Here is a 23,235-nt window from a genome sequence, read left to right as displayed (position 1 = left end):
GCTCCCCTTGGTGATCGGATACGCAAGACACACCGATCGTGCCACGTCCGCCGTCACGCGGGGGAGCCCGACATGCCCTGGAACCCCACCCCGCGCAGGGGCGCACGCGGTACGCACAGGGCGGTCCAGGTCAGCGCGGCGGAGCCGCCGACGGCCCCTAGGACTCCCCGTTCGGAGACCTGTGGGGAGACCCCGCCGCTAGAACGCCAGGTCGCAGAAGGGGGCGTCGGGGCGGAAGAGGGCGGTGTCGAGGCCTCCCACCGCCCCCGGGGTGTGCTCGGTGATCAGGCCGGAGCGCAGGTATCCGGTGAGGGTGCGCCCGCCCAGGTGGACGGCGCCCAGGTGGGACACGTCCAGGGACAGGTCGGGGGCGTCCTCGGTGGGCTCACAGGTGGCACCGGAGCGGTCCGCGCGCAGCCGCCACCGCCCCTCGTTCCACGGCGCGTGCCGGTCGGAGACCTCCAGGACCACGTCCACCGGCGCCGCGTAGGAACGCTCCGCCAAAGCACCGGGCACGTCCACCAGCCGCAACCAGAGGGAGTCGTCGAAGGTGACGGACAGCCGCTTGGGATCGGCGATCAGGTGCCGGAGGGGGTCGTCCTGGGAGGTGGGGGTGAAGACCAGCCTGGTGACGAGGTCGCGGCTGAACAGGTGCTCGTACAGGGCGGTCCGGGCGGCCGGAGCGGTGGCGAGGACCTCCTGGACGTACACCTCCCTGTTCCCGGTGCGGTAGAGGGCGTATCCCTGGGGCCCGTCCGGGCCGGAGACCACGACCGCCTTGAGGGGGCTGCGGCCCTGCCGGGAGTCGGGGGTGTCGCGCAGGGTGGTGTCCCAGAAGGCACGCGAGCGCTGGACACGGCCGACCTCGCGGTCCGCGACCGCCGCGTGCACCCGCTCCAGGGCGGCGCGGGCACGGAAGACCCGGACCAGTTCGGTGGTCAGGCCGGGGTCGCGGGGCGCGTCGGGGCGCAGCCGGGCGTGGGCGGCCTCGACGCCGATCTCGTACGCGCTGGTGGCGGGCGCGTAGCCGAATCGGCCGTAGATCGCGCCCTCGGAGGCCCACAGGACGGCGAGCTTCTCGCCGCGGTCGCGGATGTCGGCGAGCTGGCGGCGCATCAGGGCGGTGAGCACGCCCCGGCGTCGGCGGGTGGGCCACACGCCGACGCCGGTGACCCCGGCGGCCGCGCGTGTGCCGCCCGGAACGCTCATCCGGAAGGAGAAGGCGTTGACCGCCCCGATGACCCGCCCGCCCTCGACGAGCCGCTCGTCCCCGGACTCCGCGGCCCCGCCCGGCCGGTCCGTTTCGAGGGCCAGCAGCTGGCGGCCGTAGTGGTCCTCGGCCAGGACCGGGTCCAGGCGATCGACCCAGAACCCGGGCTCCTCCTTGGTGAGCAGGGCCTCTGCGACGACCTCGACCACGGCGGGGAGGTCGTCCTTGCCGCCCGCGCGGATCGTCCAGCCGCGCTCGGCGAACCCCTCCGGTACCGTCTCGACCCGCTCCGACCGCTCGGCCTGGCCCATGCCGCTGTCCCCTCTGGCTTCGTGTCCCGTACCGCTGTGTGCGGGCCGGAGGTCCTCCCCGGCCGACCGGTGTCGAGTCCGCGCACCGGTCGGCCGGGGAGGTGTACCGACCATGATCCGTCCCTGCCCGAAGGACCGGGCGAGGGGGACCCTAGAAGACGACCCCGCAGAAAGGCGCGTCGAACCGGTGCAGGGCCGTGTCGAGGCGGGCGACCGTGCCCGGGGTGTGCTCGGTGATCAGGCCCGCGCGCAGGAACCCGGTGAGCGAGGTCCGGCCGAGGTGGACGGCACCGAGGTGGGCCGCGTCCAGGGACAGGTGCGGCTCCTCGTCGGTGAGCTCCACCCGCGCGCCCCCGGTGTCGGCCTTGATCCGCCAGCGCCCGGCGTTCCAGGGGGCGTAGCGGTCGGTGACGGCCAGGACCCCCTCGAAGGGCGCGGCGTAGGGCCGCTCGGACAGGGCCCCGGCCAGGTCGACCAGGCGCACCCACAGGGCGGACTGGTGCGTGGCGACGGCCCGGTCGCGGTTGGCGAGCAGGTGGTGCAGCGGGCAGTCGGCCGGTAGGAAGTCGAAGACCACCTTGCTGACCAGGTCGCGGCTGAACAGGTGCTCGAACAGGGCGGTCCAGGCGGCGGGAGTGGTGGCGGTGATCTCCTGGACGTGCACCTCGCCCTCGGAGCCGCTCGTCTCCCACTTGTTCCTGACCCGGTACAGGGCGTAGCCGAGGGGGCCGTCGGGTCCGCCCACGACGGCGGCCGCCAGCGGGGCCTTGTCCCCGCGCTGGGCCGGTGTGTCGCGCAGGAGGCGGTCCCACCAGGGCTCGGTGCGGCGGAACTGGCCCACCTGCTGCGCGGCGACGGCTTCGTGCACGCGTTCCAGGTCGACGCGTACCCGCTCCGGCTCGCGCAGGACGACCCGCAGGTCCGGGTCGCGGGGGGCGTCGGCGCGCAGCGCGCCGTGCGGGCGGGTGACGCTGGTCTCCACTTCCGTGAAGGCCATGCCGTAGCCGAAGCGCTCGTAGATGGAGCCCTCCGAGGCCCACAGGGCGGCGTAGCGCACCCCGTCGGCGTGGATGTCGGCGAGCTGGCGGCGCATGAGGGAGCTCAGCACCCCCTGGCGGCGGTGGGTGGGCCACACGCCCACGCCGGTCACCCCGGCCACGGGGAAACGGCCGCCCGGCATGGTCATCTCGAAGGGGAAGTGGTTGGCGGTGCCGATGACCTCCTCCTCGCCCTCGCGGTCGTCCACGGCGACCAGCAGCCGCTCGTAGCCCACCGCGTCGTGCAGCGGACGCATCCGCTCCAGCATGCTGTCGATGTCGTCGGTGATCAGGAGGGCCTGCCCGAAGACCCTGGCCACCTTGGGGAGCTCGTCGGCGTCACTGTGGCGCACGGTCCAACTCGGCTTGGGCGCGCCGGTATCCGCGTTCTGGTTCTTGCTCATAAGGACAGGCATATCAGCGGCCCCGGAGCTCGGGCCACTGGTTTTGACCGTGGTGCCGGCCCTTCGGGCCCGCTCCCGCGGCCCGGGCGTCGGTCCGGGGCTCAGAAGACCTGGCCGCAGAAGGCGGTGCGCGGCACGTACAGGGCGGTGTCCAGGCGTGCGGCGGCGCCGGGGGTGTGTTCCTGTACGAGTCCGGCGTCGACGAGGGCCGACAGTGAGCGCCCGCCGAGGTGGACCGAGCCCAGGTGGGCCGCGTCCAGCGTCAGGTCGGCGGGCCGGGGGACCCGTTCGCAGGCGGACCCATCGCCGTCGGCGCTCAGGTGCCAGGTTCCGGTGTTCCAGGGCGCGTAGCGGTCCCGGACGGCCAGGGTCACCTCCACCGGGGCGGCGTAGGGGCGGTCGGTGAGGGCGCGGGGCAGGTCGACCAGCCGGATCCGCAGGGAGCCCTCGGTCTCCTCCACCAGGCGGTCGCGGTCCTCGACCAGGAGGGTGAGGGGTCGTCGACCGGCAGGGCGCTGAAGGCGACGCGGGTGACCAGGTCCCGGGAGAAGACGTGCTGGTACAGGGCGACCCGTGCGGCCGGGGTGGCGGCCACGACCTCCTTGACGGTGAGGCGGGCGTCGGTGCCCTCCCGCGACCGGCCGTTGGCGATGGAGTAGAGGGCGTAGCCCTCGGGGCCGTCCGGGCCGCTGACCACGGCCGCGCAGGCCGCGCCGTCCTTGAGGAAGCGCCCCCACCAGGAGTCGCCGCGCTGGAACTGGCCGATGCGGGTGGCGGCGGCCTCACGGTGCAGCCGGGTGAGGGACGGAAACGCTTCCTCGGCCGTCAGGAGTTCGACGGTGAGCTCGGGGTCGCCCTGCGCGTCACGCAGCACGGCGTAGGGGTTCCGGATCCGGGCGGAGAGCCCGAAGGCGGCCAGGCCGAAGCCGTAGCGGCCGTAGATGGCGCCCTCGGAGGCCCACAGGACGGCGACGGCCTCGCCGCGGGCGCGGATGTCCGTGAGCTGGCGGCTCATGAGGGCGGTGAGCACGCCCCGGCGGCGGTAGGTGGGCCACACCCCGACCCCGGTGATCCCGGCGACCGTGCGCGGACCGCCGGGCAGGGTCATCTCCAGGCTGTAGGCGGCGGTGGTGCCGACCATGCGCTCGCCGTCCAGGGCGACCAGGATCCGGTCGTGTTCGGCGACCGGGTGCCGGCGCTCGGCCTCGAGTTCGTCGGCGGCGGAGACGAGCATGGGTTCGGCGTAGACCTCGACCACGTCGGGGAACTCCTCGGCGGTGGTTCCCCTGACCCTCCAGCCGGTGCCGTCGGGGTGCTCGGGCCGGGGGGTGCGCTGCGTGTCCATGACCTCACCCTCACAGTCCCGAAGCGGTCCGGGCCACCCCTTTTCCCGCACGCGGTGCCCGGCCCCGCGAGGCTTCCGGAACCCGGTTCCAGAAGCGGGTTCCCGGGCGCATAAGGCGACCCGGGGCAGGGCAGGCTCCGGATGTGACGAAACGACAGACCGATGCCTCTCCCCCGCCCCCTTCCTCCTCCGCCCCCGCCCTGGTCGTGGGGGTGGACGCCGGCGGCACCGCCACCCGCGCCCTGGTGACCACCCTGGACGGTGAGCGCCTGGGCGAGGCCTGGGCGGGCGGCGCCAACCCCAACACCCACGGCCCCGAACACGCGGGGGAACAGCTGACCGAGGCGATCGGCGCCGCCCTGGACCGGGCCGGGCCCTCCGCCCGCGACGCCGTGGCGGCGACCGTGGTCGGGTTGGCCGGGTACTCCGGGCTGCGCGACGACAGTGTCCGGACCCGGTTGGACCGCGCGCTGGCCAAGGCCGGACTGGCCCCCACCGGGCAGGAGTTCACCGGAGACGACACCGTCGCCTTCGCCGCGGGCACGCTCGAGCGCGACGGCACCGTCCTCATCGCGGGGACCGGGGCGATCGCCGCCCGGATCGAGGACCGGCGCCGCACCAGGTCCGCGGACGGCATGGGCTGGCTGATCGGTGACGAGGGCTCGGCGTTCTGGATCGGTCACCAGGCGGCCAGGGAGACCGCCCGCCAGCTCGGCCGCGGCGGTGAGCTCAGTCCGCTGGCCCGCGCGGTGGCCAAGCACGTCATCCCCGGCCAGCGTCCCAGCGGGCCCGACCGGTGGCCCGAGGAGCACGCGCGCAACTTCGCCCGCACCCTCACCGCGGCTCCCCCGGTCAGCCTCGCCGAACTCGCCCCGCTGGTGACCGACGCGCACGCGCTCGACGACGGGGCGGCCGTGGTGATCGTCAACGCCGCCGCCGGACACCTCGCGCAGTCCGTGCACCAGGTACGCGTTCCGGGAGAGCCACTTCCCGTGGTCCTGTCGGGCGGGGTGCTCCTGGGTTCCGCCCCGGTCCGTGAGGCGCTGACCCACAAGCTGACCATGGGCACCGGTGCTCCGGTGGTCATGGCCGGCTGCACCGCCGGGGGCGCGGCCTGGCTGGCGGCGCTGCAAGCGGGGGCGGACGAGCGCGACCCGGACCTGCACGAGGTGTTCACGCGCCCGGAGGGCTGAGGGGGCGGGATCCGGCCCGGTCGGTGACGCGCAGGCCGGGCCCTGAACAGCGGTGATTCGGTCCTCTGGACTCCTGTCGGTGGGATCGACGCGAGAACGGGTCACGCCCCAGGGCCTCCGACGCTCCCACCACCGAAAAACCCGGTTTGCCCCGCTCCGACGCGGTGTCCTACTGTGTGTCTGGTTAGGTTTGCCTAACCTTGACGAGAGGGGACGCCGTGACGGAACGGCAGGCGCGTCCGAAGAGGACCGTGCACACCGGCCGGGTCGAGCGCGTGGAGCAGCTGACCCCGCACATGATCCGGGTGGTCCTGGGCGGAGAGGGACTGGCGGAGTTCGCCACCGACGGCTCCACCGACAGCTACGTGAAACTGCTGTTCCCGGCGCCCGGCCCGGACGACCCCGAGCCCTACGACCTCGACGCGATCCGGGCCGAGCGCCCCCGCGCGGAGTGGCCGGTCACCCGCACCTACACCGTGCGCTCCTGGGACCCGGGGTCCCGCGAGCTGACCCTCGACTTCGTGCACCACGGCGAGGTCGGCCTGGCCGGGCCCTGGGCCGCGGGCGCCAAGCCCGGCGACCGGCTCCGCTTCCTCGGCCCCGGCGGCGGTTACGCCCCGGCCCCCGAGGCCGACTGGCACCTGCTGGCCGGGGACGAGAGCGCCCTGCCCGCCATCGCCGCCGCCCTCGAACACCTCCCCGAAGGACGCCCGGCGCACGTGTTCGTCGAGGTCGAGAACGCCGAGGAGGAGCAGCCCCTGACCGTGCGCGAGGGCGTCCGGGTCACCTGGCTGCACCGCGACGGCGGCGCCCCGGGGTCGCTCCTGGTCCCGGCCGTGCGCGCCCTGGAGTTCCCGCCCGGGGACGTGCAGGCCTTCGTGCACGGCGAGGCCAACTTCGTCCGCGACCTGCGCCGCCTGCTGCGCATCGACCTCTCCCTGCCCAAGGAGCGCCTGTCGGTCTCCGGCTACTGGCGTCTGGGCCGCGACGAGGACGGCTGGCAGGCCTCCAAGGCCGAGTGGAACCAGAGCGTGGAGGCCGAGGAGGCCGCGGCCCTGCGGAGCTGATCCCCGCGCCGGGCCGGGTTCTCTCCGGAGCCGGTCCGTTCGCGGGGCCGGTCCCGCTCCGGGTCCGCCGCGCGTCGGGCCCGAAGCACCTGCCCGCCCGGTCCGCTCCTGGTCCGCCCTCAGACGTCCAGTGCCTCCAGCGCGATCAGGTAGCCCTCGTTGAAGGTCGGGAACTGCGGAATCGTGTCGCGCAGGGCGACGATCGGCAGCCCCATGCGGATCGCGAGCGCGGCGGTGTGGATCCACTCCGAGGCCAGCGGACCGAACGCCCAGGCCCCGACCAGGACCCCGCGCTCGCGGTCAGCGACCAGCCCCAGCGTGCCGCGCGGGTCCGTGTCCATGGTCCAGGGACGGGCCAGGGCCGCGGTCAGGTCCGTCTCGGCGGTGGCGACGTCGATCCCCCGCTCCCGCGCCTGGGCCTCCGTCAGCCCGACCGCCGCGATCTCCGGATACGAGAACACCACGCGGGGGACGGCCGTGTAGTCGGCCACCTGGTCCGTGCCGAGGATGTTGGCGCTGATCACCCGCCCCTGGTACTTGGCCACGTGGGTGAACATCGACCGCGCGGTGACGTCCCCTGCGGCCCACAGCCCGGGGGCGACCCGGCAGTGCCCGTCCACCGGCAGCGCCCCGCGGTCCGGCTCCACCCCGAGCTCGGCCAGGCCCAACTGGTCGCCCCGGGGCACCCGGCCGGTGGCCAGGAGCATCACGTCGGCCCGGACCCGCTCACCGCCGGAGAGGACCGCGGAGATCCCGTCGCCCTCCCTGGCCACCGAGGTGACCTGGCTGCCCAGGTGCACGGTGACCCCGTCCCGCTCGAACTGCTCGCTGACCAGTTCGCACAACCGGGGATCCTCGCGGTCCAGGAGCCGCGGTCCGCGCTGGACGATGGTGACCTGACTGCCCATCCGGGCCAGGAACTGGCCCAGCTCGACACCGACCGCGCTGCCACCGACCACCAGGGCGCGTTCGGGGATCTCGGTGAGGGCGGTCGCCTCACGGTTGGTCCAGAGCACGTCGGGGCCCAGGCCGTCCAGGCCATCGATCGGCGGGACCAGCGCCCTCGCACCGGTGGCCACCACCACGTGGTCGGCCGTGTGCTCGGTGTTGCCCACCGCCACCCGCCAGGGGTCGCGGCCCACGATCCGCGCCTCGCCCCGCAGCACCAGGGCACCGCGTTCCCGGTACCCCTCGACCTGCTTGGAGTCGTCGAGGTGGCGGATCATCTGGTCCCGGTAGGAGCGCAGGGCGGGCCAGTCCAGCGCGGGGTCGGCGACCCCGGCGGCGCCGACCGCCTCCTCGCGCACCTCGGGCGGGCGCAGCAGCACCTTCGTGGGGATGCACGCCCAGTAGCCGCACTCACCGCCGATGAGTTCGCGTTCGACCACCGCCACCCGCCTGCCCGCGGTGAGCAGGCGGTCGGTGACCGTCTCACCGCCCGGCCCCATCCCGATGACGATCGCGTCCAGGTGCTCCATGTGCCTCGCTCCGCCCGTGGTCCGGTGGTTCACTCCCCCGATGGTGTCGGGTCCGGCGGTGCACGGGAAGACCCGACACGCACACACCGTGCCCGGGCGGCCGGACCGCTGTCCCGCACGGCCCCTGCTCTTCTCTGCCGGGCCTGGGCCGTGCGGGTCAGGGTCGGCGGCGCCGAGGGCGGGGGCGTACGGGTCAGGGTCGGCGGCGCCGGGGGCGGAGAGACCGGGGACGGGCAGTCGGGAGAGGACGGGTCGAGGGGGTCAGGCCTCGCTCCGCCAGATCCGGGAGGGGATCCCGGCGACGAGGTCGCGGCCGCGCAGGACCTGGATCCGCCACGGTTCCAGTCGCAGCACCTGGAACTTCGGGTCCTGGGGCCCCTTCCAGAAGCCCTTCGGGTCGTAGCCCGCACCGGGCGGGCTCCCGTAGCGGTACAGGTTCCACACGTGTTTCCTGATCCCGGGGTCGTCGACCCACTCCGCGGTCACGTCCACGGACACGGTGTTCTGGGCCGGCGACCAGTACGAGAAGGTTGCGTGGGGGTTGTCGGCCAGGTGCGCGGCCTTGACCGGGGTGCGGTAGGTGCCCAGCCAGCCGGTGGGCTCCTCCCCGTCGGTCTCCCACACCGGGATCAGCACACGCGAGCGCGGTCGGCCCCGGGTGTCGACGGTGGTCATGGTCGAGTAGACGACGGACCCGACGATGGCGTCGAAGTCCTCCCGGATGTCGGCGAAGGCGTGGACCCGCCCGCAGGTGCGCAGGGCGTGCTCTCCGTGCTCGTTCACGGCCGTGTTCATCGTTGCTCCTCAACGCGTTCCAGGACCAGGACGGGGATGTGGTGGCGCGCGGTCTCGGCGTGCCTGTGGTAGACGGGGGACGCCTCGGCCATCATGTGCCAGAGCCGCCGGTACTCCTCGCCTCGGACCTCCCGGGCCCGGACCCGGAACCGTTCGGCGAGCACCTGCGCCTCCGCCTCGGGTTCGGCCACGAGGTTGCGGTACCAGTGCGGCGGTTCGAGGTGTCCGAAGGTCGCCCCGGAGGCGACCAGGACGAGGCGGTCGCCGTCCCTGCCGAAGAAGAGCCCTGTGCGGCGGCGCAGTCCGGTACGCCGGCCCACGGTGGTCAGGACGAGGTTGGTGGAACCGCCCTCCATGTAGCCGCTGGCGCCCCCGGTGGCGAGGTAGCGCCGCACGTGCTCGGCCACAGAGGGGTCCGGGCTGTCGGTGACGGTGACCGTGCCGCCGACGGAGCCGCCGGGGGCGCTGCTGTGTTCGTTCGCGATGTCGTTCATGACCACAGACTGCGCCCGCCGGCTTCGGACCTCCTCAGGATCGGCTCAGGATCGGCTCAGGATCCGTGCAGGGACCGCGTCCCAAGGGTGGAACGGAAGCGGGGCGGGCGGGGCCCGCACGGGTCAGGAGCGGCTCGCGACCCGCCCGTTCTCGGCCTCGGCGAGGGCCCCGGCCAGGTCGAGGGTGCGTCCGTGGGCGCGTGCGCGTTCCCGGGGGCCGGGCGCCAGGGCGGCCGCGATGCGCGCCTCGACCCGGTCCACGTCACCGCGTTCGGCCTCGGGCAGTGGTGCGCCCACCGACGCCCGCAGCGCCTCGGCCGCACCCAGCAGCCGGACCGCGTGCTCGGGGGCTGCGCCCAGCACACGCGCGCCGGCCAGCCCCTCCAGGGCGAGGGCGACGGCGCGCGGGTCCCCGGTCCGACGAGCCGCCTCCAGCCCTCGCAGGTGCAGGTGTTCGGCCTCGCCGGGGTCGCCGCCCAGTTCGGCGGCGAAGCCGAGTTCGGCCAGGATGAGCGAGGCGCCGAAGTCGGAGCGCATCCGCAGGTGCCACCCCAGCCACGCCTCCAGGTGGGACCGGGCCGTGTCGAGGTCGCCGCGGCGGCGCGCCACCATGCCCAGGCCGAGGACGGCGGCCTCCTCCCCCACCACGTGTCCGTGTTCCACCGACAGCAGGCGCGCCCGCTCGTGGAGTTCCTCGCTGCGTCGGAGGTCGCCCTCCAGCAGTGCGATCCGGCCGAGCGAGATGAGCCGTTCCCCCATCTCGGTCCACAGGCCCAGGCCCTCGGCCACGCGCAGCCCCTCCCGGTGGTGGCGGGCCGCGGCGGCGTACTCCCCGGTGACCTCGGCGTGGGTCCCGAGGAGGTCGCTGGTCAGTGCCTGCCCCCAACCGTCGCCGGTCTCGGCGAACAGGGCGGCGCCGCGTACGGCGTGGGCGCGCAGCGCGTCCAGATCGCTGCGGCCGAACGCCCTGCGGGCCAGGGTCACCTCGACGGCGGCGGTCCCCCACGGGTCGGACCGCTCCTCGAACTCCGCTGCCAGGCGCTCGAGGCGGGGCCCGTAGCCGTCGTGGTCGGCCGGGGAGAAGCCGGTGCGCGCGTCCATCAGGAACCAGCGGGCCCGGAGTTCGGAGGAGGCCGGAACGGTGTCGGAGCCGGGCTCCTCCGGTTCCTCGGCCTGGTCGGGTTCCAGGGCGAACCCGTGGACGAGGCAGGCCCGCCACAGCCTGGCGGTCCGCCGCCGGTCGGGGTCCCCGCCGTCGAGGGCGAGAGCCGAGGCCAGGGCCCGGCTGCCCTCGCAGAGCCGGCCGCGGATCAGCCAGTACCAGGCCAGCGCGTCGGCCAGCCGCAGGGCGTGGTCGGACGCGCCGGCTGCGGTGGCGGTGGCCAGGGCCCGGCGCAGGTTGGCGGACTCGGTGTCCAGCCGGTCCAGCCAGCCGCGCTGGACGGCGGTGCGCAGGTGGGGATCGGCGCGCTCGGCCAGGTGGAGGTAGTACTCCAGATGACGCGTTCGGGCCCCTTCCTCCTCCCCCACCTCGCGCAGCCTTTCCAGGCCGTAGGCGGAGACCGACTCCAGCAGCCGGTAGCGCGGCCCTGACGGGTGGTCGGTGACCGCGACCAGGGAACGGTCGACCAGGTCGGCCAGCAGGTCCATGACCTGGCCCGGTGCTGTGCCGGGGGCGGAGCAGACCGCCTCGGCCGCGGCCAGGGTGCAGCCCTCGGCGTGCACGGAGAGCCTGCGCAGGACCGCGCGTTCGGGGTCGGAGAGCAGGTCCCAGCTCCAGTCGATCACCGCGCGCAGGGTGCGCTGGCGGTTCGGGGCGTCCCGGTAGCCGGAGGAGAGCAGGGAGAAGCGGTCGTCGATCCGTTCGGCGAGGGCGTGCACTCCCAGGCTCCGGACCCGGGTCGCGGCCAGTTCCAGGGCCAGGGGGACACCGTCCAGGTGGCGGCAGATCGCGGTGACCGCCTCGGTGTTGGTGTCGGTGAGCGCGAATCCCGGCGAGGTCGCCGCGGCGCGCTCGACGAACAGCCGGACCGCGTCGGAGCCCCGCGCCGTCTCCGTGTCGGCGCCGGGGGCGGGGAGCGAGAGCGGCCGCACCTGCCACACGTGTTCGGCCGCCAGTGCCAGCTGGGCCTGGCTGGTCACGAGCACCCTCAGACCGGGGGCCGCGTTCAGCAGGGCCGCGATCACCTCGGCGACCGGGGCGACCAGGTGTTCGCAGTTGTCGAGGACCAGGAGGGTGTCCTGGGAACGCACCGCCTCGGCGAGGCGGGCCAGGCCCCGTCCGCCCGGATCCGTGGGAGCGACGGGCGCGGGGGCGGCGCCGGTGGAGGCCGTGTCGTCCCGGACCCCGAGCCCGGCCGCGATGGTCTCGACGACCTCGGCCGTACCGGTGCCGCCGCGGTCGGGGCCGGCGCGGTCGGCGTCGGGGTCGGCTGCCCCCAGGCCGGACAGATCCACCCAGCGGACACCGTCCGACGCGGTGGCGCGCGCGGCGACGGCCAGGGCCAGACGGGTCTTGCCGACCCCGCCGGAACCGGTGAGGGTGACCAGGCGGGCGCCGTCCAGGACGGACACGACCCGGTCGGCCTCGGCGTCCCGGCCCACCAGGGAGGTGGCGGGTTCGGGCAGCCCCGGCCGGGGCACGGCCAGTGCGGTGGGGGCCGCTGGGGGCGCGGAGCCGGCAGAGGAAGCGGGGGCGGGCGGTCGGCCCGGGCCCAGTTCCTGGGTGAGGACGGCCCGGTACAGCTCGGTGATCCCCGGCCCCGGGTCCAGACCCAGCTCGTCGGCCAGGTGGGCGCGGAGCCGGTGGTAGCTGTCCAGTGCCTCGCTCTGGCGGCCGGAGCGGTACAGGGCCCGCATGTGGGCGGCGCGCATCCGCTCGCGCAGCGGGTGGCGCTCGATGAGGTCGCCGAGCTCGTCGGCGACCAGATCGTGTTCGCCCAGCTCGACCCGGATCTCGGCCTGTTCCTCCAGCGCGGTCAGCCGCTGGTCCTCCAGGCGGGTGGTGACCGCCCGGGTGAACTCGTGGTCGGCGAAGTCGCCGAAGGCGGGTCCGCGCCACAGGGCCAGGGCGTCGGCCAGCAGGGCGGCGCGGGTCGACGGGTCGGCGGCCGCACGGGCCCGGGCGAGCAGCTCGTGGAAGGCCTGTGAGTCCACGGAGCCGGGTTCGGCGTCGAGCAGGTATCCGGGCGGACGGGAGACCAGCAGGGTGCGGCCGCCCTCCTCCGCCTCGCCCAGCGCCCTGCGCAGCTGTGAGGCGCGGGTCTGGAGGGAAGCGGCGGGGTTGGCGGGCAGGTCACCGCCCCACAGGTGTTCCACCAGGCGGTCGGCGGGGACCAGCCGCCCCGGGTCGGCCAGCAGGCCGGCCAACAGGAGCCGCACCTTCAGTTCGGGTACTCGAACGGGGTCTCCCCCGTCGGTCCACACCGCCAGTGGCCCCAGCACCCCGAAACGCATGGGATCACGATAGCCCCTGGGACGCGGGTGTTCTCCGCGGTCCACGGCGAAGGGACGGCCGGGGCGGCCGCTGCCCGGCAGGCCGCCCCGGCCGCCGGAGCGCGCTGACGCACCGGTCCGCCACACGGCCGGGCGCAGGACCCTGAGCCGGTCCTGAGGGTGTCCGAAGCGGGGTTCGCGACGGTGGTTCCCGTCTCCACCGAACCTCTGGAAGGAACCCACCGATGTCCACCGAGACCTCCGATGCCTCCGCGCACCGGGCCACACCGCGGGAGTGGCTGGGCCTGACCGTTCTCCTCTTCCCGACGGTCCTGCTCTTCCTCGCCATGACCGTCCTCTTCCTCGCCACCCCCTACATCACGGCCGACCTGGGCCCGAGCGGCTCCCAGGTGCTGTGGATCAACGACATCTACGGGTTCGTCATGGCCGGTTTCCTCGTCACGATGGGGACCCTGGGCGACCGGCTCGGTCGGCGCCGGCTGCTGTTGACCGGAGCGGCGCTGTTCGGCGCCGCCTCGGTGGGGGCGGCCTACGCCCCCAACCCCGAACTGCTGATCGCCGCACGCGCTCTGATGGGCCTGGGCGCGGCGGCGCTGATGCCCGCGACCCTGTCGCTGATCACCGTCATGTTCTCCGACGCCCGCCAGCGCGCGATGGCGATCGGTATGTGGGCGGCCTCGGTGTCGGTGGGCGTGGCTCTGGGACCGCTGGTCGGCGGCCTGCTGCTGGAAGCCTTCTGGTGGGGGGCGGCCATGCTGGTCGGGGTACCGGTGATGGTGCTGGTCCTGGTCGCCGTCCCGCTGCTGGTCCCGGAGTACCGGGCTCCCGACAAGGGCAGGCTGGACCCGCTGAGCGTGCTGCTGTCGCTGGCCGCGCTGCTCCCCTTCGTCTACGGGATCAAGAAGCTGGCGGAGGCCGGGCCGTCGGCGATGACGGTGACCGCTCTGGTCGCCGGTGTGCTGTTCGCGGCCGTGTTCGTCCGCAGGCAGCTGCGCCTGGCGGACCCGCTGCTGGACATGCGCCTGTTCGCCGACCGGACCTTCAGCGGGGCCCTGGGCGTGTACATGCTCGCCGCCGTGGCCCTGGGCGGGGTGTACCTGCTCTTCACCCAGTACCTCCAGCTGGTCGCGCAGGAGTCGCCGCTGCGGGCCGGGCTGTGGATCCTGCCCGCCGCCATCGGGCTCGTCGTCGTCTCCACGGTCACCCCGGTGATCGCCCGCCGGGTGCGCCCCGCCTACGTCATCGCGGTCGGCCTGGTGGTCTCCACCGTCGGCTACCTGCTCCTGACCCAGGTGGACAGCACCGCGGGGATGGCCCTGCTCATCGTCGGCTTCTACGTGCTCTACCCCGGTATCGCGCCGGTGATGGCACTGGTCCCCGGCATGGTGATGGGCTCCGCCCCGCCGGAGAAGGCGGGTGCCGCCTCCGCGGTGAACAGCACCGCCAGTGACCTGGGCGTGGCACTGGGCGTGGCGCTCCTGGGCAGTGTGGGAACGGCGGTGTACCGCTTCCGGATGGACGGTGCCGCTCCGGAGGGCGTCACCGAGGCGCAGGCCGCGGAGGCGGCCGACACCCTGCCCGGAGCCCTGGACGTCGCCGAGGGCCTGCCCGCCGAGGCGGGCACCGCGCTGGTCGAGAGCGCGCAGGCGGCGTTCGCCGGTGGACTGAACGGCGCGGCCGTCGTCGCGGCGGTCCTGTCCGCGGCCGGCGCGGTGCTGGCGATCGCCCTGCTCCGCGACGTGGCACCCACCGGCACCGCCGAGGCCACCGCGGCAGGTACCCGCGAAGCGGAGGAGGAGCGCGCCGGGGTCTGATCGTCCGGAGGTGGTCGGCCCGTCACGGGGCGGGTTCCCGTGACGGGCCGCCGTTCGGGCTCCGGCAGCCGCTCGGGCCGGATCCGCGGGTTCAGGCCGGACCCGCCGGTTCGGGCGGGGGTGCTGTGGAGGCGCGTTCGACCAGGTCCACGCCGAGGGTGACGGGGGCGTCGGGGCGTTCCTCGCCTTCGATGGAGTCCACGAGCAGGTTCACGGCGACGGCGGCCTTACGCTGGACGTTCTGTTCCACGGTGGTGAGCTGGGGGGTGACGTAGCCGCCGATGTCGAGGTTGTCGAAGCCCACCACCGAGACCTCCGCGGGGACCGCCACGCCTGCGCCGACGAGCCCGGCGATGATCCCGACCGCGAGTATGTCGGCGGTGGCGAAGACGGCGCTGGCCCCGGGGTGGAGTTCGGGCAGGCGGGTGCCCAGGTCCAGGCCCGGAGCGTAGGTGGTGGACCCGACCGCGACCAACAGGCCCTCGTCCCAGGTCACCCCGGCTTCCTTGTGGGCGTCGAGGAAACCCTCGAAGCGTTCGCGGACCACGCCCACGTCGGAGAAGCCAGGACCGGCGAAGACGATCCTACGGTGGCCCAGGGCCAGCAGGTGGGCGGTGGCCAGGCGGGCGCCGGTCCGGTCGTCGGAGCGCACCCCGGTGGTGAGGGGGTTCGGGGAGTAGCTGTCGATGGCCAGGACCCGCACGTTCCCGGTGGTGGCGGGGGTGAGCCGGTCGATCTCCCGGTCGGGGAAGCCGAGCAGGACGGCGCCGTCGAGGTTCCAGGACTTGAGGGCCTCGTCCACCTCGGCCTGGCGGGAGATGCCGCGCAGGATCAGGTGGTAGTCGCGTTTGCGCAGCTGGCGTTCCATCTGCCCGAGCATGGCGGTGTTGTGCGGGCTGAGGGTGAGGCTGTCCTCGTCGGCGGCCGGCATGAGCAGCCCGATCAGGCGGGAGGAGCTGGAGGCCAGGCTGCGGGCGGAGGCGCTGGGCACGTAGCCGCGTTCGGCGACGATGCGCTCCACCTTGGCGATGGTCCTCGCGGAGACCCTGGCCCGGTTTCCGTTGATGACGTTGGAGACGGTCATCGTACTGACACCTGCCTCCTCGGCGATGTCCTTCAACGTGACCCGCACTCGCCGGGCTCCCCTCTGATCGATTTTCCCTCATCGTACGAGGGATTCGCGCTGTCCCGGTGCCGCGGATCATTTGCGTTCACCCCCTATTGACACGCCGGAAACCGGCCCGTACTTTCACAAGGTATAGCGCTAAACCTACCGGGCGCGCCAACGCTACCAGCGACGACGACGCGTCGGCTCGGAATGCTCTGAAAGCACCGAGGATCTCCCGCGCTCCGCCCGAACCCGACTCCCCCGAAACGGAGCCCGATTGAACTCCCCACACTGGTGGCGCGACGCGGTGGTCTACCAGATCTACCCGCGCAGCTTCGCCGACGGCGACGGCGACGGGATCGGCGACCTGGCCGGGGTCCGGGCCCGCCTGCCCCACCTGCGCGACCTGGGCGCGGACGCGGTCTGGTTCACCCCCTGGTACCGCTCCCCGCTGGCCGACGGCGGCTACGACGTGGCCGACTACCGCGCCATCGACCCGGCCTTCGGCACCCTCGCCGAGGCCGAGGCGCTGATAACCGAAGCCCGTGAGCTGGGCCTGCGCACCATCGTGGACGTCGTGCCCAACCACGTGTCCGACCAGCACGCCTGGTTCCAGGAGGCGCTGACGGCCGGCCCCGGCTCCCCCGAACGCGAGCGCTTCTGGTTCCGGGAGGGGCGCGGGGAGAACGGCGAGCTCCCGCCCACCGACTGGACCTCCAGCTTCCAGGGCGGTACCTGGACCCGGGTCCCCGACGGCCAGTGGTACCTGCACCTGTTCGCCCCGCAGCAGCCCGACCTCAACTGGAACCACCCCGACGTGCGCCGCGAACACGAGGACGTCCTGCGCTTCTGGTTCGACCGCGGCGCCGCGGGCATCCGGGTGGACTCGGCGACGATGCTGGTCAAGGATCCCGAACTGGGAGAGATCCCCCAGCGCGAGGGCTCCCCCGGCGCCCACCCCTTCATGGACCGGGACGGCATCCACGAGATCTACCGGGGATGGCGACGGGTAGCCGACTCCTACGACGAACCCCGCGCTCTGGTGGGCGAGGTGTGGTTGGCCGACCCCGGGCGGATGGCCCGCTACCTGCGCCCGGACGAGATGCACACGGCGTTCAACTTCGACTTCATGACGCGCCCGTGGGAGGCCGGGGCGCTGCGCGCGGCCATTCGCGACACCCTGGCCACACACGCCCCGGTGGACGCCCCGGCCACCTGGGTGCTGTCCAACCACGACATCACACGGCCGGCCACCCGCTACGGGCGCGAGGAGACCTCGTTCGACTTCGCGGCCAAACGCTTCGGAGTGACCGCCGACCTGGGCCTCGCTCAGCGGCGGGCCCGGGCCGCCGCCCTGCTCACCGCGGCTCTGCCCGGTTCGGTGTACGTGTACCAGGGCGACGAGCTGGGCCTGCCGGAGGTCGAGGACCTGCCCCTGGACGCCCTGAAGGACCCGATGTACTTCCGTTCCGGCGGAACCGACCCGGGCCGCGACGGGTGCCGGGTTCCGCTGCCCTGGACCGAGGCGGGTTCCTCCTTCGGTTTCGGCCCGGACGGCGGCGCAGCGCCCTGGCTGCCGCAGCCCGAGGGGTGGGGCGCCTATTCGGTCCAAGCCCAGGAGAACGACCCCGGATCCATGCTGTCCCTGTACCGCTCCGCGCTCGCCCTGCGCCGCGCCGAACCCGCACTGCGCGGGTCCGAGCTGGCCTGGTTCGACGGGACGGACGAGGGAGACGCGCTGGTCTTCACCCGCGGCTCCGGAGCCCAGGCGCTGGTGTGCGCGGTCAACCTCGGCAGCAAACCGCTGCCGCTGCCCCCGCACAGCCGCGTTCTGCTCTCCAGCGGCCCCCTGGACGGTACCGACCTGCCGCCGGACACCGCCGTCTGGCTACGCCCCTGACCGACTTCCCGAGACCCGGACCCGCTCCCGCTGCCTGCATTCCCCCTTCGCCCAGCAAGGACGACCATGATCAGCGCCCCCCGAAACCGAGCCCTCCGAAACCCGTCCCCTCGAAGCCGCCTCCTGCCGGCCACCACCCTGGCCCTGGCCCTGGTGGCCACCGCCTGCGGTTCGGACTCCGACACCGCCGGCGAGGACGGCACCGTCCGCCTCGTCGTCTCCATCGACGCCGGGCTCGAGCAGGGCGCCGTCGATGCCTTCAACGAGCGCGTCGCCCAGTTCGAGGCCGCCAACGACGACGTCACCGTGGAGGTCCAGGAGTACACCTGGACCGCCACCACCTTCACCGCACAGCTGGCCGGAGGCACGCTCCCGGACGTGTTCACGGTGCCTTTCACCGACGGGCGCGGCCTCATCGAACGCCGTCAGGTCTCCGACATCAGCGGCCAGGTGGCCGAGCTGCCCTACGGGGACTCCTTCAACCCCACCGTCGTCTCGGCAGGGACCGACGACGACGGGAACGTGTGGGCGGTGCCCATCGCCGCCTACGGACAGGCCCTGCACTACAACCGCACCCTGTTCGAGGAGGCCGGGCTCGACCCGGACACCCCGCCCACCACCTGGGAGGAGGTGCGTGAGGCCGCGGACACCATTTCCGAGGAGACCGGCCAGGCCGGGTACACGATGATGACCTCCGGCAACACCGGCGGCTGGATCCTGACCAGCATGAACTACGCGTTCGGCGGGCGCACCGAGGTCCTGGACGGCGACGACGCCACCGCCACGATCGACACCCCGGAGATGGCCGAGGCCCTCGAACTCGTCCGGACCATGCGCTGGGAGGACGACAGCATGGGCGCCAACTTCCTCTACGAGTGGGAGTCCATCAACCAGGACTTCTCGTCCGGGCGGATCGGCATGTACGTCTCCGGCGGCGGCAACTACGGCAACCTCGTCACCCAGAACGCCATCGACCCCGACGACTACGGGGTCGCGGCGCTGCCGCTGGCCGACCACCCCGATGCCGGGGTACTGGGCGGCGGAGACCTCGCGGTGGTCCGCGCCGACGCCGAGCCCGAGGTGGTCGACGCCGGGGTGCGCTGGATCGACTTCTACTACCTGGCCAAGCTCACCGACGAGGAGGCCTCGGTCCTGGACGCCCGGACGCTGGCCGAGGCCGGGCAGCCGGTCGGTTCCCCACAGCTGGCCGTCTTCGACCAGGAGACACACGAGGCCAAGCTCGGCTGGCAGGAGGAGTACGTGAACGTGCCTCTGGAGCAGATGACCCCCTACACCGATGCCATGTTCGAGCAGCCCCTGGTCAACGAGCCCACGCGTTCCACCCAGGAGGTGTACGCGCTGCTGGACCCGGTGGTGCAGGCCGTGCTGACCGATCGTGACGCCGACGTGGCCGCCCTGCTCGCCGAGGCCGAGGCCGCCGCCCAGGCCCAGATCGACCGGGAGTAGCAGCCATGTCCCTGACCCGAACCGCCGAGCCGGCCACCCCGCCGCCCGGTCCCCCTCCCGCCGTGCCCGCTACACCGGGCCCGCGCCGCCGTTCCCCTCGGTCGTGGGCGCGCGGCGGAGGACCGGCCTGCCTGGTCTTCCTCCTACCCCTGTTCCTGGTGTTCGGGGTGTTCTCCTGGTGGCCGATCGTCCGCGCGGTGGTCATGAGCTTCCAGCGGACCAACCTGGTCAGCGCGCCGACGTTCGTGGGGCTGGACAACTTCGCCTACGTCCTGTCCGACCCGCTCCTTGGGACAGCGGTGACGAACACGCTCTACTTCGCCGTGCTGTCGCTGGTGTTCGGCTATCCGATCCCGCTGCTGGCGGCGGTGCTGATGAGCGAGGTCCGGCGGGCGCGGGGGCTGTTCAGCGTGCTGGCCTACCTGCCGGTGGTGGTCCCGCCGGTGGTGTCGGTGCTGTTGTGGCAGTTCTTCTACGACGGCGGTTCCACCGGGGTGTTCAACACGGTGCTGGGCTGGTTCGGGTTCGGGCCGGTCGGGTGGCTCCAGGATCCCGTGATGGCGATGCCGTCACTGGTCCTGGTGGCCACCTGGTCGGCGGCCGGGGGCACGGTCATCATCTACCTGGCGGCGCTGACCTCGGTCAACCCCGACCTGTACGACGCCGCGGAAATGGACGGGGCCTCGATCTGGCGCAAGGTGTGGCACGTGACGCTGCCGCAGCTGCGCGGGATCCTGCTCATCACGTTCATCCTGCAGATCATCGGGACCGCTCAGGTGTTCCTGGAGCCGTTCCTGCTCACCGGGGGCGGGCCGGCCAACTCCACCACCACGGTCCTGCTGCTCATCTACGACTACGCCTTCGCCACCAGCCTGGGCGGCGACTACGGGGCAGCCACCGCACTGAGCCTGATGCTCGCGGTGTTCCTGGCGGTCCTGTCCGCGGTGTACTTCCGCCTCACCCGTTCCTGGAGCAGCTCGTGAGTACCCGACCCCTGTCCGCTCCACGAACCCCCGCCGCGGCCGGGCGCCGTCGTACCCGCCCCGCGGCCGAAGCCGGGTTCCGCGGCGTCCTCTCGGCGGCCGACTGGGCACACGAACGCACTCGCCGGACCATGCGGCTGGTGCTGGGCGCCCTGTTGGGACTGCTGTTCCTGGTCGGTCTGGGGCCGATGCTGTGGCTGGCCCGGGCCGCGGTCACTCCCACCCAGAACACGCTCCGCGAACCGCTGTCCCTGTGGTCGAACCCGCTGGACTGGGCCAACCTGTACACGGCCTGGGCGCGGTTCGACATCGACCTGCACATGTTCAACACGGTCGTCATCGCGGCGGGCGCGTGGCTGGTACAGATCGTCGTGGCCACGACCGCCGGGTACGCGCTGTCGGTACTGCGGCCCCGCTACCGCAAGGCCGTCACCGGGATCGTGCTGGCGACACTGTTCGTGCCCTCGGTGGTCCTGTTGGTGCCGCTGTACCTGACCGTCCTGGACCCGCCGCTGCTGGGCACCTCTCTGGTCAACAGCTTCTGGGCGGTATGGCTCCCGGCCGGCGCGAACGCGTTCAACGTGCTGCTCGTGCAGCGCTTCTTCGACAACCTCCCCCGGGAGGTGTTCGAGGCCGCACGAATGGACGGCGCAGGCCCGTTCCGCCTGTTCTGGTCGGTGGTGCTGCCGATGTCCAAGCCGATCCTGGGCGTGGTGTCGGTGTTCGCGGTCATCGCGTCCTGGAAGGACTTCCTGTGGCCGATGCTGGTGCTTCCCGACCCTGCGGTCCAGCCGCTGTCGGTGCGCCTGCCCGCCCTGCGGAGCTTCGTCGAGCTGGACGTGTTCCTGTCCGCCCTGGCCCTGTCCAGTGTCATTCCCATCGCGCTGTTCCTGATGTTCCAGCGCACATTCCTGCGCGGTGGCGGGTTGGGGGGTGCGGTCAAGGGTTGAGCGCCGGGCGGCCCCCGCAGCCGATCGGCCGCCCGGACACCACCTCACAGAACTCCCGGAAACGGAACCCCCCATGCACCGACGTGCGAACCACACCCCGGCCGGAACCCGAACCGGCGCCGCCCTGGGCGCCCTGACCCTGGCCGCGGCCGCCGCCTGGACCATGACCACCACGACCGAACCCGGAACCGAGCTGGTGTCCGCTGACGGCAGCGGAGCCGTCTACGACGTCGGCACCGCCTTCCTCACCGGAGAGGGGGAAACCGTCACCACCATGGCCGGGTCTTCGGGAGACTCCTACACGACCCTGGGCGCCGATGCCCGGGTGGTCGTGCCGGTCGCCTCCACCTCGGCCCTCGAGCAGACCCTCACCCTCACCTACGCCTCCGACACCCACAGCGCCCCGGAGCTGCTGGTCAACGGGCGCTCACTCGGCCCGGTTGACCTGCCCGCCACCGATGGCTGGGCCGAGACCGACACAGGGGTGACCGTCCCGGCCGGGCTGGGCAGCGTGGAGCTGCGCGGCGACGGCGCGACGGCGATCGCCCTGGACCGGATCGCGCTGTCGTCCGGGGCCCGGCTGGACGAGCGCGGCGCGACCGTGCCCTACACCGCCTACCAGGCGCAGGACGGCGCAACGAACGCCCAGGTCCTGGGCCCGGGCCGGGAGTTCCGCACCGTGGAGGCCGAGGCGTCCGGGCGCCAGGCGGTCCGGCTCTCCGAGACCGGCGACCACGTGGAGTTCGAGCTCACCGAGGACGCCGACGCGCTGGTCGTGCGCTACTCCCTTCCCGACGCGGAGAACGGTGGCGGCGAGCGGCACACCCTGGGCCTGTACGCGGATGGCGAGAAGGTCGAGGACCTGGAGCTGACCAGCGAGTACAGCTGGGTGTACGGCACGTACCCGTACTCCGACGACCCGCGGGAGGGTGGTGCCCAGCGGTTCTTCGACGACTCGCGGTTCCGAGTAGGCCCGCTCCCGGCCGGGACCACCCTGCGGCTGGAGAAGGACGCCGGTTCCTCGGCGGAGTACTACGACATCGACCTCGTGGAGACCGAGGTCGTGCCCGACCCCCTGGAGAGCCCCGAGGGTTTCGTGGACCTCACCGACCACGGTGCGGGTTCGGGTCCGGACGACACCGAGGCGCTGCGCTCCGCGATCGCCGAGGCCAGGTCCGAGGGCACCGGCGTGTGGGTGCCCGAGGGCGAGTACACCATCAGCGACCGGGTCGAGGTCGAAGGTGTGACCGTGAGCGGGGCCGGGCCCTGGTACTCGGTGCTGCACGGCCTGGACGGCAAGGGCGGGTTCATGGCCACCGGCTCGGACGTGGTGGTGACCGACCTGATGATCGACGGCGACAACCGGTACCGCGACGACGCCGGGTTCGACGCCGCCTTCGAGGGTGACTTCGGCACGGGTTCGCTGATCCAGAACGTGTGGATCGAACACACCAAGGTGGGGCTGTGGGCCGACCACGGCACCGACGGGCTGCTCGCCCTGGGGCTTCGTATCCGCAACACCTTCGCCGACGGGGTCAACCTGCACGGCGACGTCCGTGACACCGAGGTGCGCCAGAGCGTGGTGCGCAACACCGGCGACGACGCCCTGGCGATGTGGTCGGACGGCTCGCCGGTCACCGACAGCGCGTTCTCCTTCAACACCGTGTCCACACCGCTGCTGGGCAACGGCGCCGGGATCTACGGCGGGCACGGCAATCGGGTGGAGGACAACCTGTTCTCCGACACCCTGACCGGCTCGGCCGGGATCGCCGTGGGCACCCGGTTCGACCCGGTGCCGCTGAGCGGCGAGACGATGCTCCGGCGCAACACGCTCACCCGCACCGGCGGGTACGAGCCGAACTGGGAGACCGAGCTGGGCGCGATCTGGGTCTTCGCCGACACCGCCGACATCACCGCGCCGATCACCGTGGCCGACACCGAGATCGTGGACAGCTCCTACCAGGGCATCCTGGTCAGCCACCAGCGGCTGGTGGAGGGGCTGAGCTTCGAGAACGTGACGGTGGACGGTACCGGGAGCCACGGCGTCGAGATCGAGGCCGAGGGCAGCGCGTACTTCGAGTACGTGAGCGTGTCCGGGGCCGGCGGTGACGGGCTGGTCTCCTCCGGCGGTTTCGAGGTCGTGCGCGGCGAGGGCAACAGCGGATTCTGACCTCTCAGCCGTCCGCCCGTGAGGCCCTCCGCACGACCCGTGGGGGGCCTCAC

17 protein-coding genes are annotated in these 23,235 nt (G+C 73.1%); 8 read left to right on the top strand and 9 right to left on the bottom strand.

Going from position 1 to position 23,235, the window contains the following annotated elements:
• Positions 1 to 198: 198 nt before the first annotated feature.
• The 4 genes from D458_RS0108165 to D458_RS33190 form a co-directional block, all read right to left on the bottom strand.
• Complete coding sequence (locus tag D458_RS0108165) at positions 199 to 1,521, bottom strand: GNAT family N-acetyltransferase (RefSeq protein ID WP_017586242.1); 1,323 nt, start codon at positions 1,519 to 1,521, stop codon at positions 199 to 201.
• A gap of 151 nt (positions 1,522 to 1,672) precedes the next feature.
• Entirely contained in the window at positions 1,673 to 2,962 is a 1,290-nt protein-coding gene (locus D458_RS0108160; RefSeq protein WP_017586241.1) for a GNAT family N-acetyltransferase, read from the bottom strand.
• Positions 2,963 to 3,063: 101 nt separating this feature from the next.
• A complete protein-coding gene (locus D458_RS38060; protein WP_017586240.1) occupies positions 3,064 to 3,423 on the bottom strand; it encodes a sterol carrier protein domain-containing protein in 360 nt (119 codons plus the stop codon).
• Positions 3,333 to 4,307: a GNAT family N-acetyltransferase gene (locus D458_RS33190; protein ID WP_338036976.1), complete on the bottom strand. Its 975-nt coding sequence runs from the start codon at positions 4,305 to 4,307 to the stop codon at positions 3,333 to 3,335. The genes D458_RS38060 and D458_RS33190 overlap by 91 nt, the downstream gene beginning before the upstream one ends.
• Positions 4,308 to 4,519: 212 nt before the next feature.
• Between D458_RS33190 and D458_RS0108150 the strand changes: the two genes are divergently transcribed.
• Together D458_RS0108150 and D458_RS0108145 are read left to right on the top strand one after the other, a co-directional pair.
• Positions 4,520 to 5,500 (top strand): N-acetylglucosamine kinase, encoded by a 981-nt coding sequence (locus D458_RS0108150; protein ID WP_017586239.1) that lies wholly within the window; start codon positions 4,520 to 4,522, stop codon positions 5,498 to 5,500.
• A 218-nt stretch (positions 5,501 to 5,718) separates the two neighbouring features.
• Complete coding sequence (locus tag D458_RS0108145; RefSeq protein ID WP_026119105.1) at positions 5,719 to 6,567, top strand: siderophore-interacting protein; 849 nt, start codon at positions 5,719 to 5,721, stop codon at positions 6,565 to 6,567.
• 119 nt (positions 6,568 to 6,686) lie between these two features.
• Here the strand turns inward: D458_RS0108145 and D458_RS0108140 are convergent, their stop codons facing one another.
• The 4 genes from D458_RS0108140 to D458_RS37875 form a co-directional block, all read right to left on the bottom strand.
• Positions 6,687 to 8,045: a dihydrolipoyl dehydrogenase family protein gene (locus D458_RS0108140; RefSeq protein WP_017586237.1), complete on the bottom strand. Its 1,359-nt coding sequence runs from the start codon at positions 8,043 to 8,045 to the stop codon at positions 6,687 to 6,689.
• A 261-nt stretch (positions 8,046 to 8,306) separates the two neighbouring features.
• Positions 8,307 to 8,840 carry a pyridoxamine 5'-phosphate oxidase family protein gene (locus D458_RS0108135; protein ID WP_017586236.1) on the bottom strand — a complete coding sequence of 178 codons (534 nt, stop codon included), beginning with the start codon at positions 8,838 to 8,840 and terminating at the stop codon, positions 8,307 to 8,309.
• Positions 8,837 to 9,334 carry a nitroreductase/quinone reductase family protein gene (locus tag D458_RS0108130; protein WP_017586235.1) on the bottom strand — a complete coding sequence of 166 codons (498 nt, stop codon included), beginning with the start codon at positions 9,332 to 9,334 and terminating at the stop codon, positions 8,837 to 8,839. Before D458_RS0108130 ends, D458_RS0108135 begins: the two co-directional genes overlap by 4 nt.
• A gap of 123 nt (positions 9,335 to 9,457) precedes the next feature.
• Complete coding sequence (locus D458_RS37875) at positions 9,458 to 12,790, bottom strand: AfsR/SARP family transcriptional regulator (protein ID WP_017586234.1); 3,333 nt, start codon at positions 12,788 to 12,790, stop codon at positions 9,458 to 9,460.
• A 224-nt stretch (positions 12,791 to 13,014) separates the two neighbouring features.
• On the opposite strand from D458_RS37875, the gene D458_RS0108120 reads away from it, so the two are divergent.
• Positions 13,015 to 14,604: an MFS transporter gene (locus D458_RS0108120; protein WP_017586233.1), complete on the top strand. Its 1,590-nt coding sequence runs from the start codon at positions 13,015 to 13,017 to the stop codon at positions 14,602 to 14,604.
• 91 nt (positions 14,605 to 14,695) lie between these two features.
• Here the strand turns inward: D458_RS0108120 and D458_RS0108115 are convergent, their stop codons facing one another.
• Positions 14,696 to 15,736, bottom strand: coding sequence for a LacI family DNA-binding transcriptional regulator (locus D458_RS0108115; RefSeq protein ID WP_017586232.1), 1,041 nt, complete (start codon positions 15,734 to 15,736; stop codon positions 14,696 to 14,698).
• A gap of 253 nt (positions 15,737 to 15,989) precedes the next feature.
• Here D458_RS0108115 and D458_RS0108110 point away from each other — a divergent pair, with 253 nt between their 5' ends.
• From D458_RS0108110 to D458_RS33180, 5 genes are all read left to right on the top strand, one after another.
• Positions 15,990 to 17,612, top strand: a complete 1,623-nt coding sequence (locus D458_RS0108110; protein ID WP_017586231.1) for a glycoside hydrolase family 13 protein — start codon at positions 15,990 to 15,992, stop codon at positions 17,610 to 17,612.
• Between the two features lie 66 nt (positions 17,613 to 17,678).
• On the top strand, positions 17,679 to 19,079 hold the full coding sequence (locus D458_RS0108105) for an ABC transporter substrate-binding protein (RefSeq protein WP_017586230.1): 1,401 nt from the start codon (positions 17,679 to 17,681) through the stop codon (positions 19,077 to 19,079).
• A 5-nt stretch (positions 19,080 to 19,084) separates the two neighbouring features.
• Positions 19,085 to 20,062 carry a carbohydrate ABC transporter permease gene (locus D458_RS0108100; protein ID WP_017586229.1) on the top strand — a complete coding sequence of 326 codons (978 nt, stop codon included), beginning with the start codon at positions 19,085 to 19,087 and terminating at the stop codon, positions 20,060 to 20,062.
• Positions 20,059 to 21,012: a carbohydrate ABC transporter permease gene (locus D458_RS0108095; protein WP_204366890.1), complete on the top strand. Its 954-nt coding sequence runs from the start codon at positions 20,059 to 20,061 to the stop codon at positions 21,010 to 21,012. Before D458_RS0108100 ends, D458_RS0108095 begins: the two co-directional genes overlap by 4 nt.
• A 73-nt stretch (positions 21,013 to 21,085) precedes the next feature.
• On the top strand, positions 21,086 to 23,182 hold the full coding sequence (locus tag D458_RS33180) for a glycosyl hydrolase family 28-related protein (protein WP_017586227.1): 2,097 nt from the start codon (positions 21,086 to 21,088) through the stop codon (positions 23,180 to 23,182).
• Positions 23,183 to 23,235 lie beyond the last annotated feature (53 nt).

Origin of the sequence: Nocardiopsis ganjiahuensis DSM 45031, from assembly GCF_000341085.1 — a bacterium.
GTDB lineage: Bacteria > Actinomycetota > Actinomycetes > Streptosporangiales > Streptosporangiaceae > Nocardiopsis > Nocardiopsis ganjiahuensis.
Note: the sequence above shows the minus strand (reverse complement) of the source record. Positions and strands in the feature narration are given on the sequence as shown.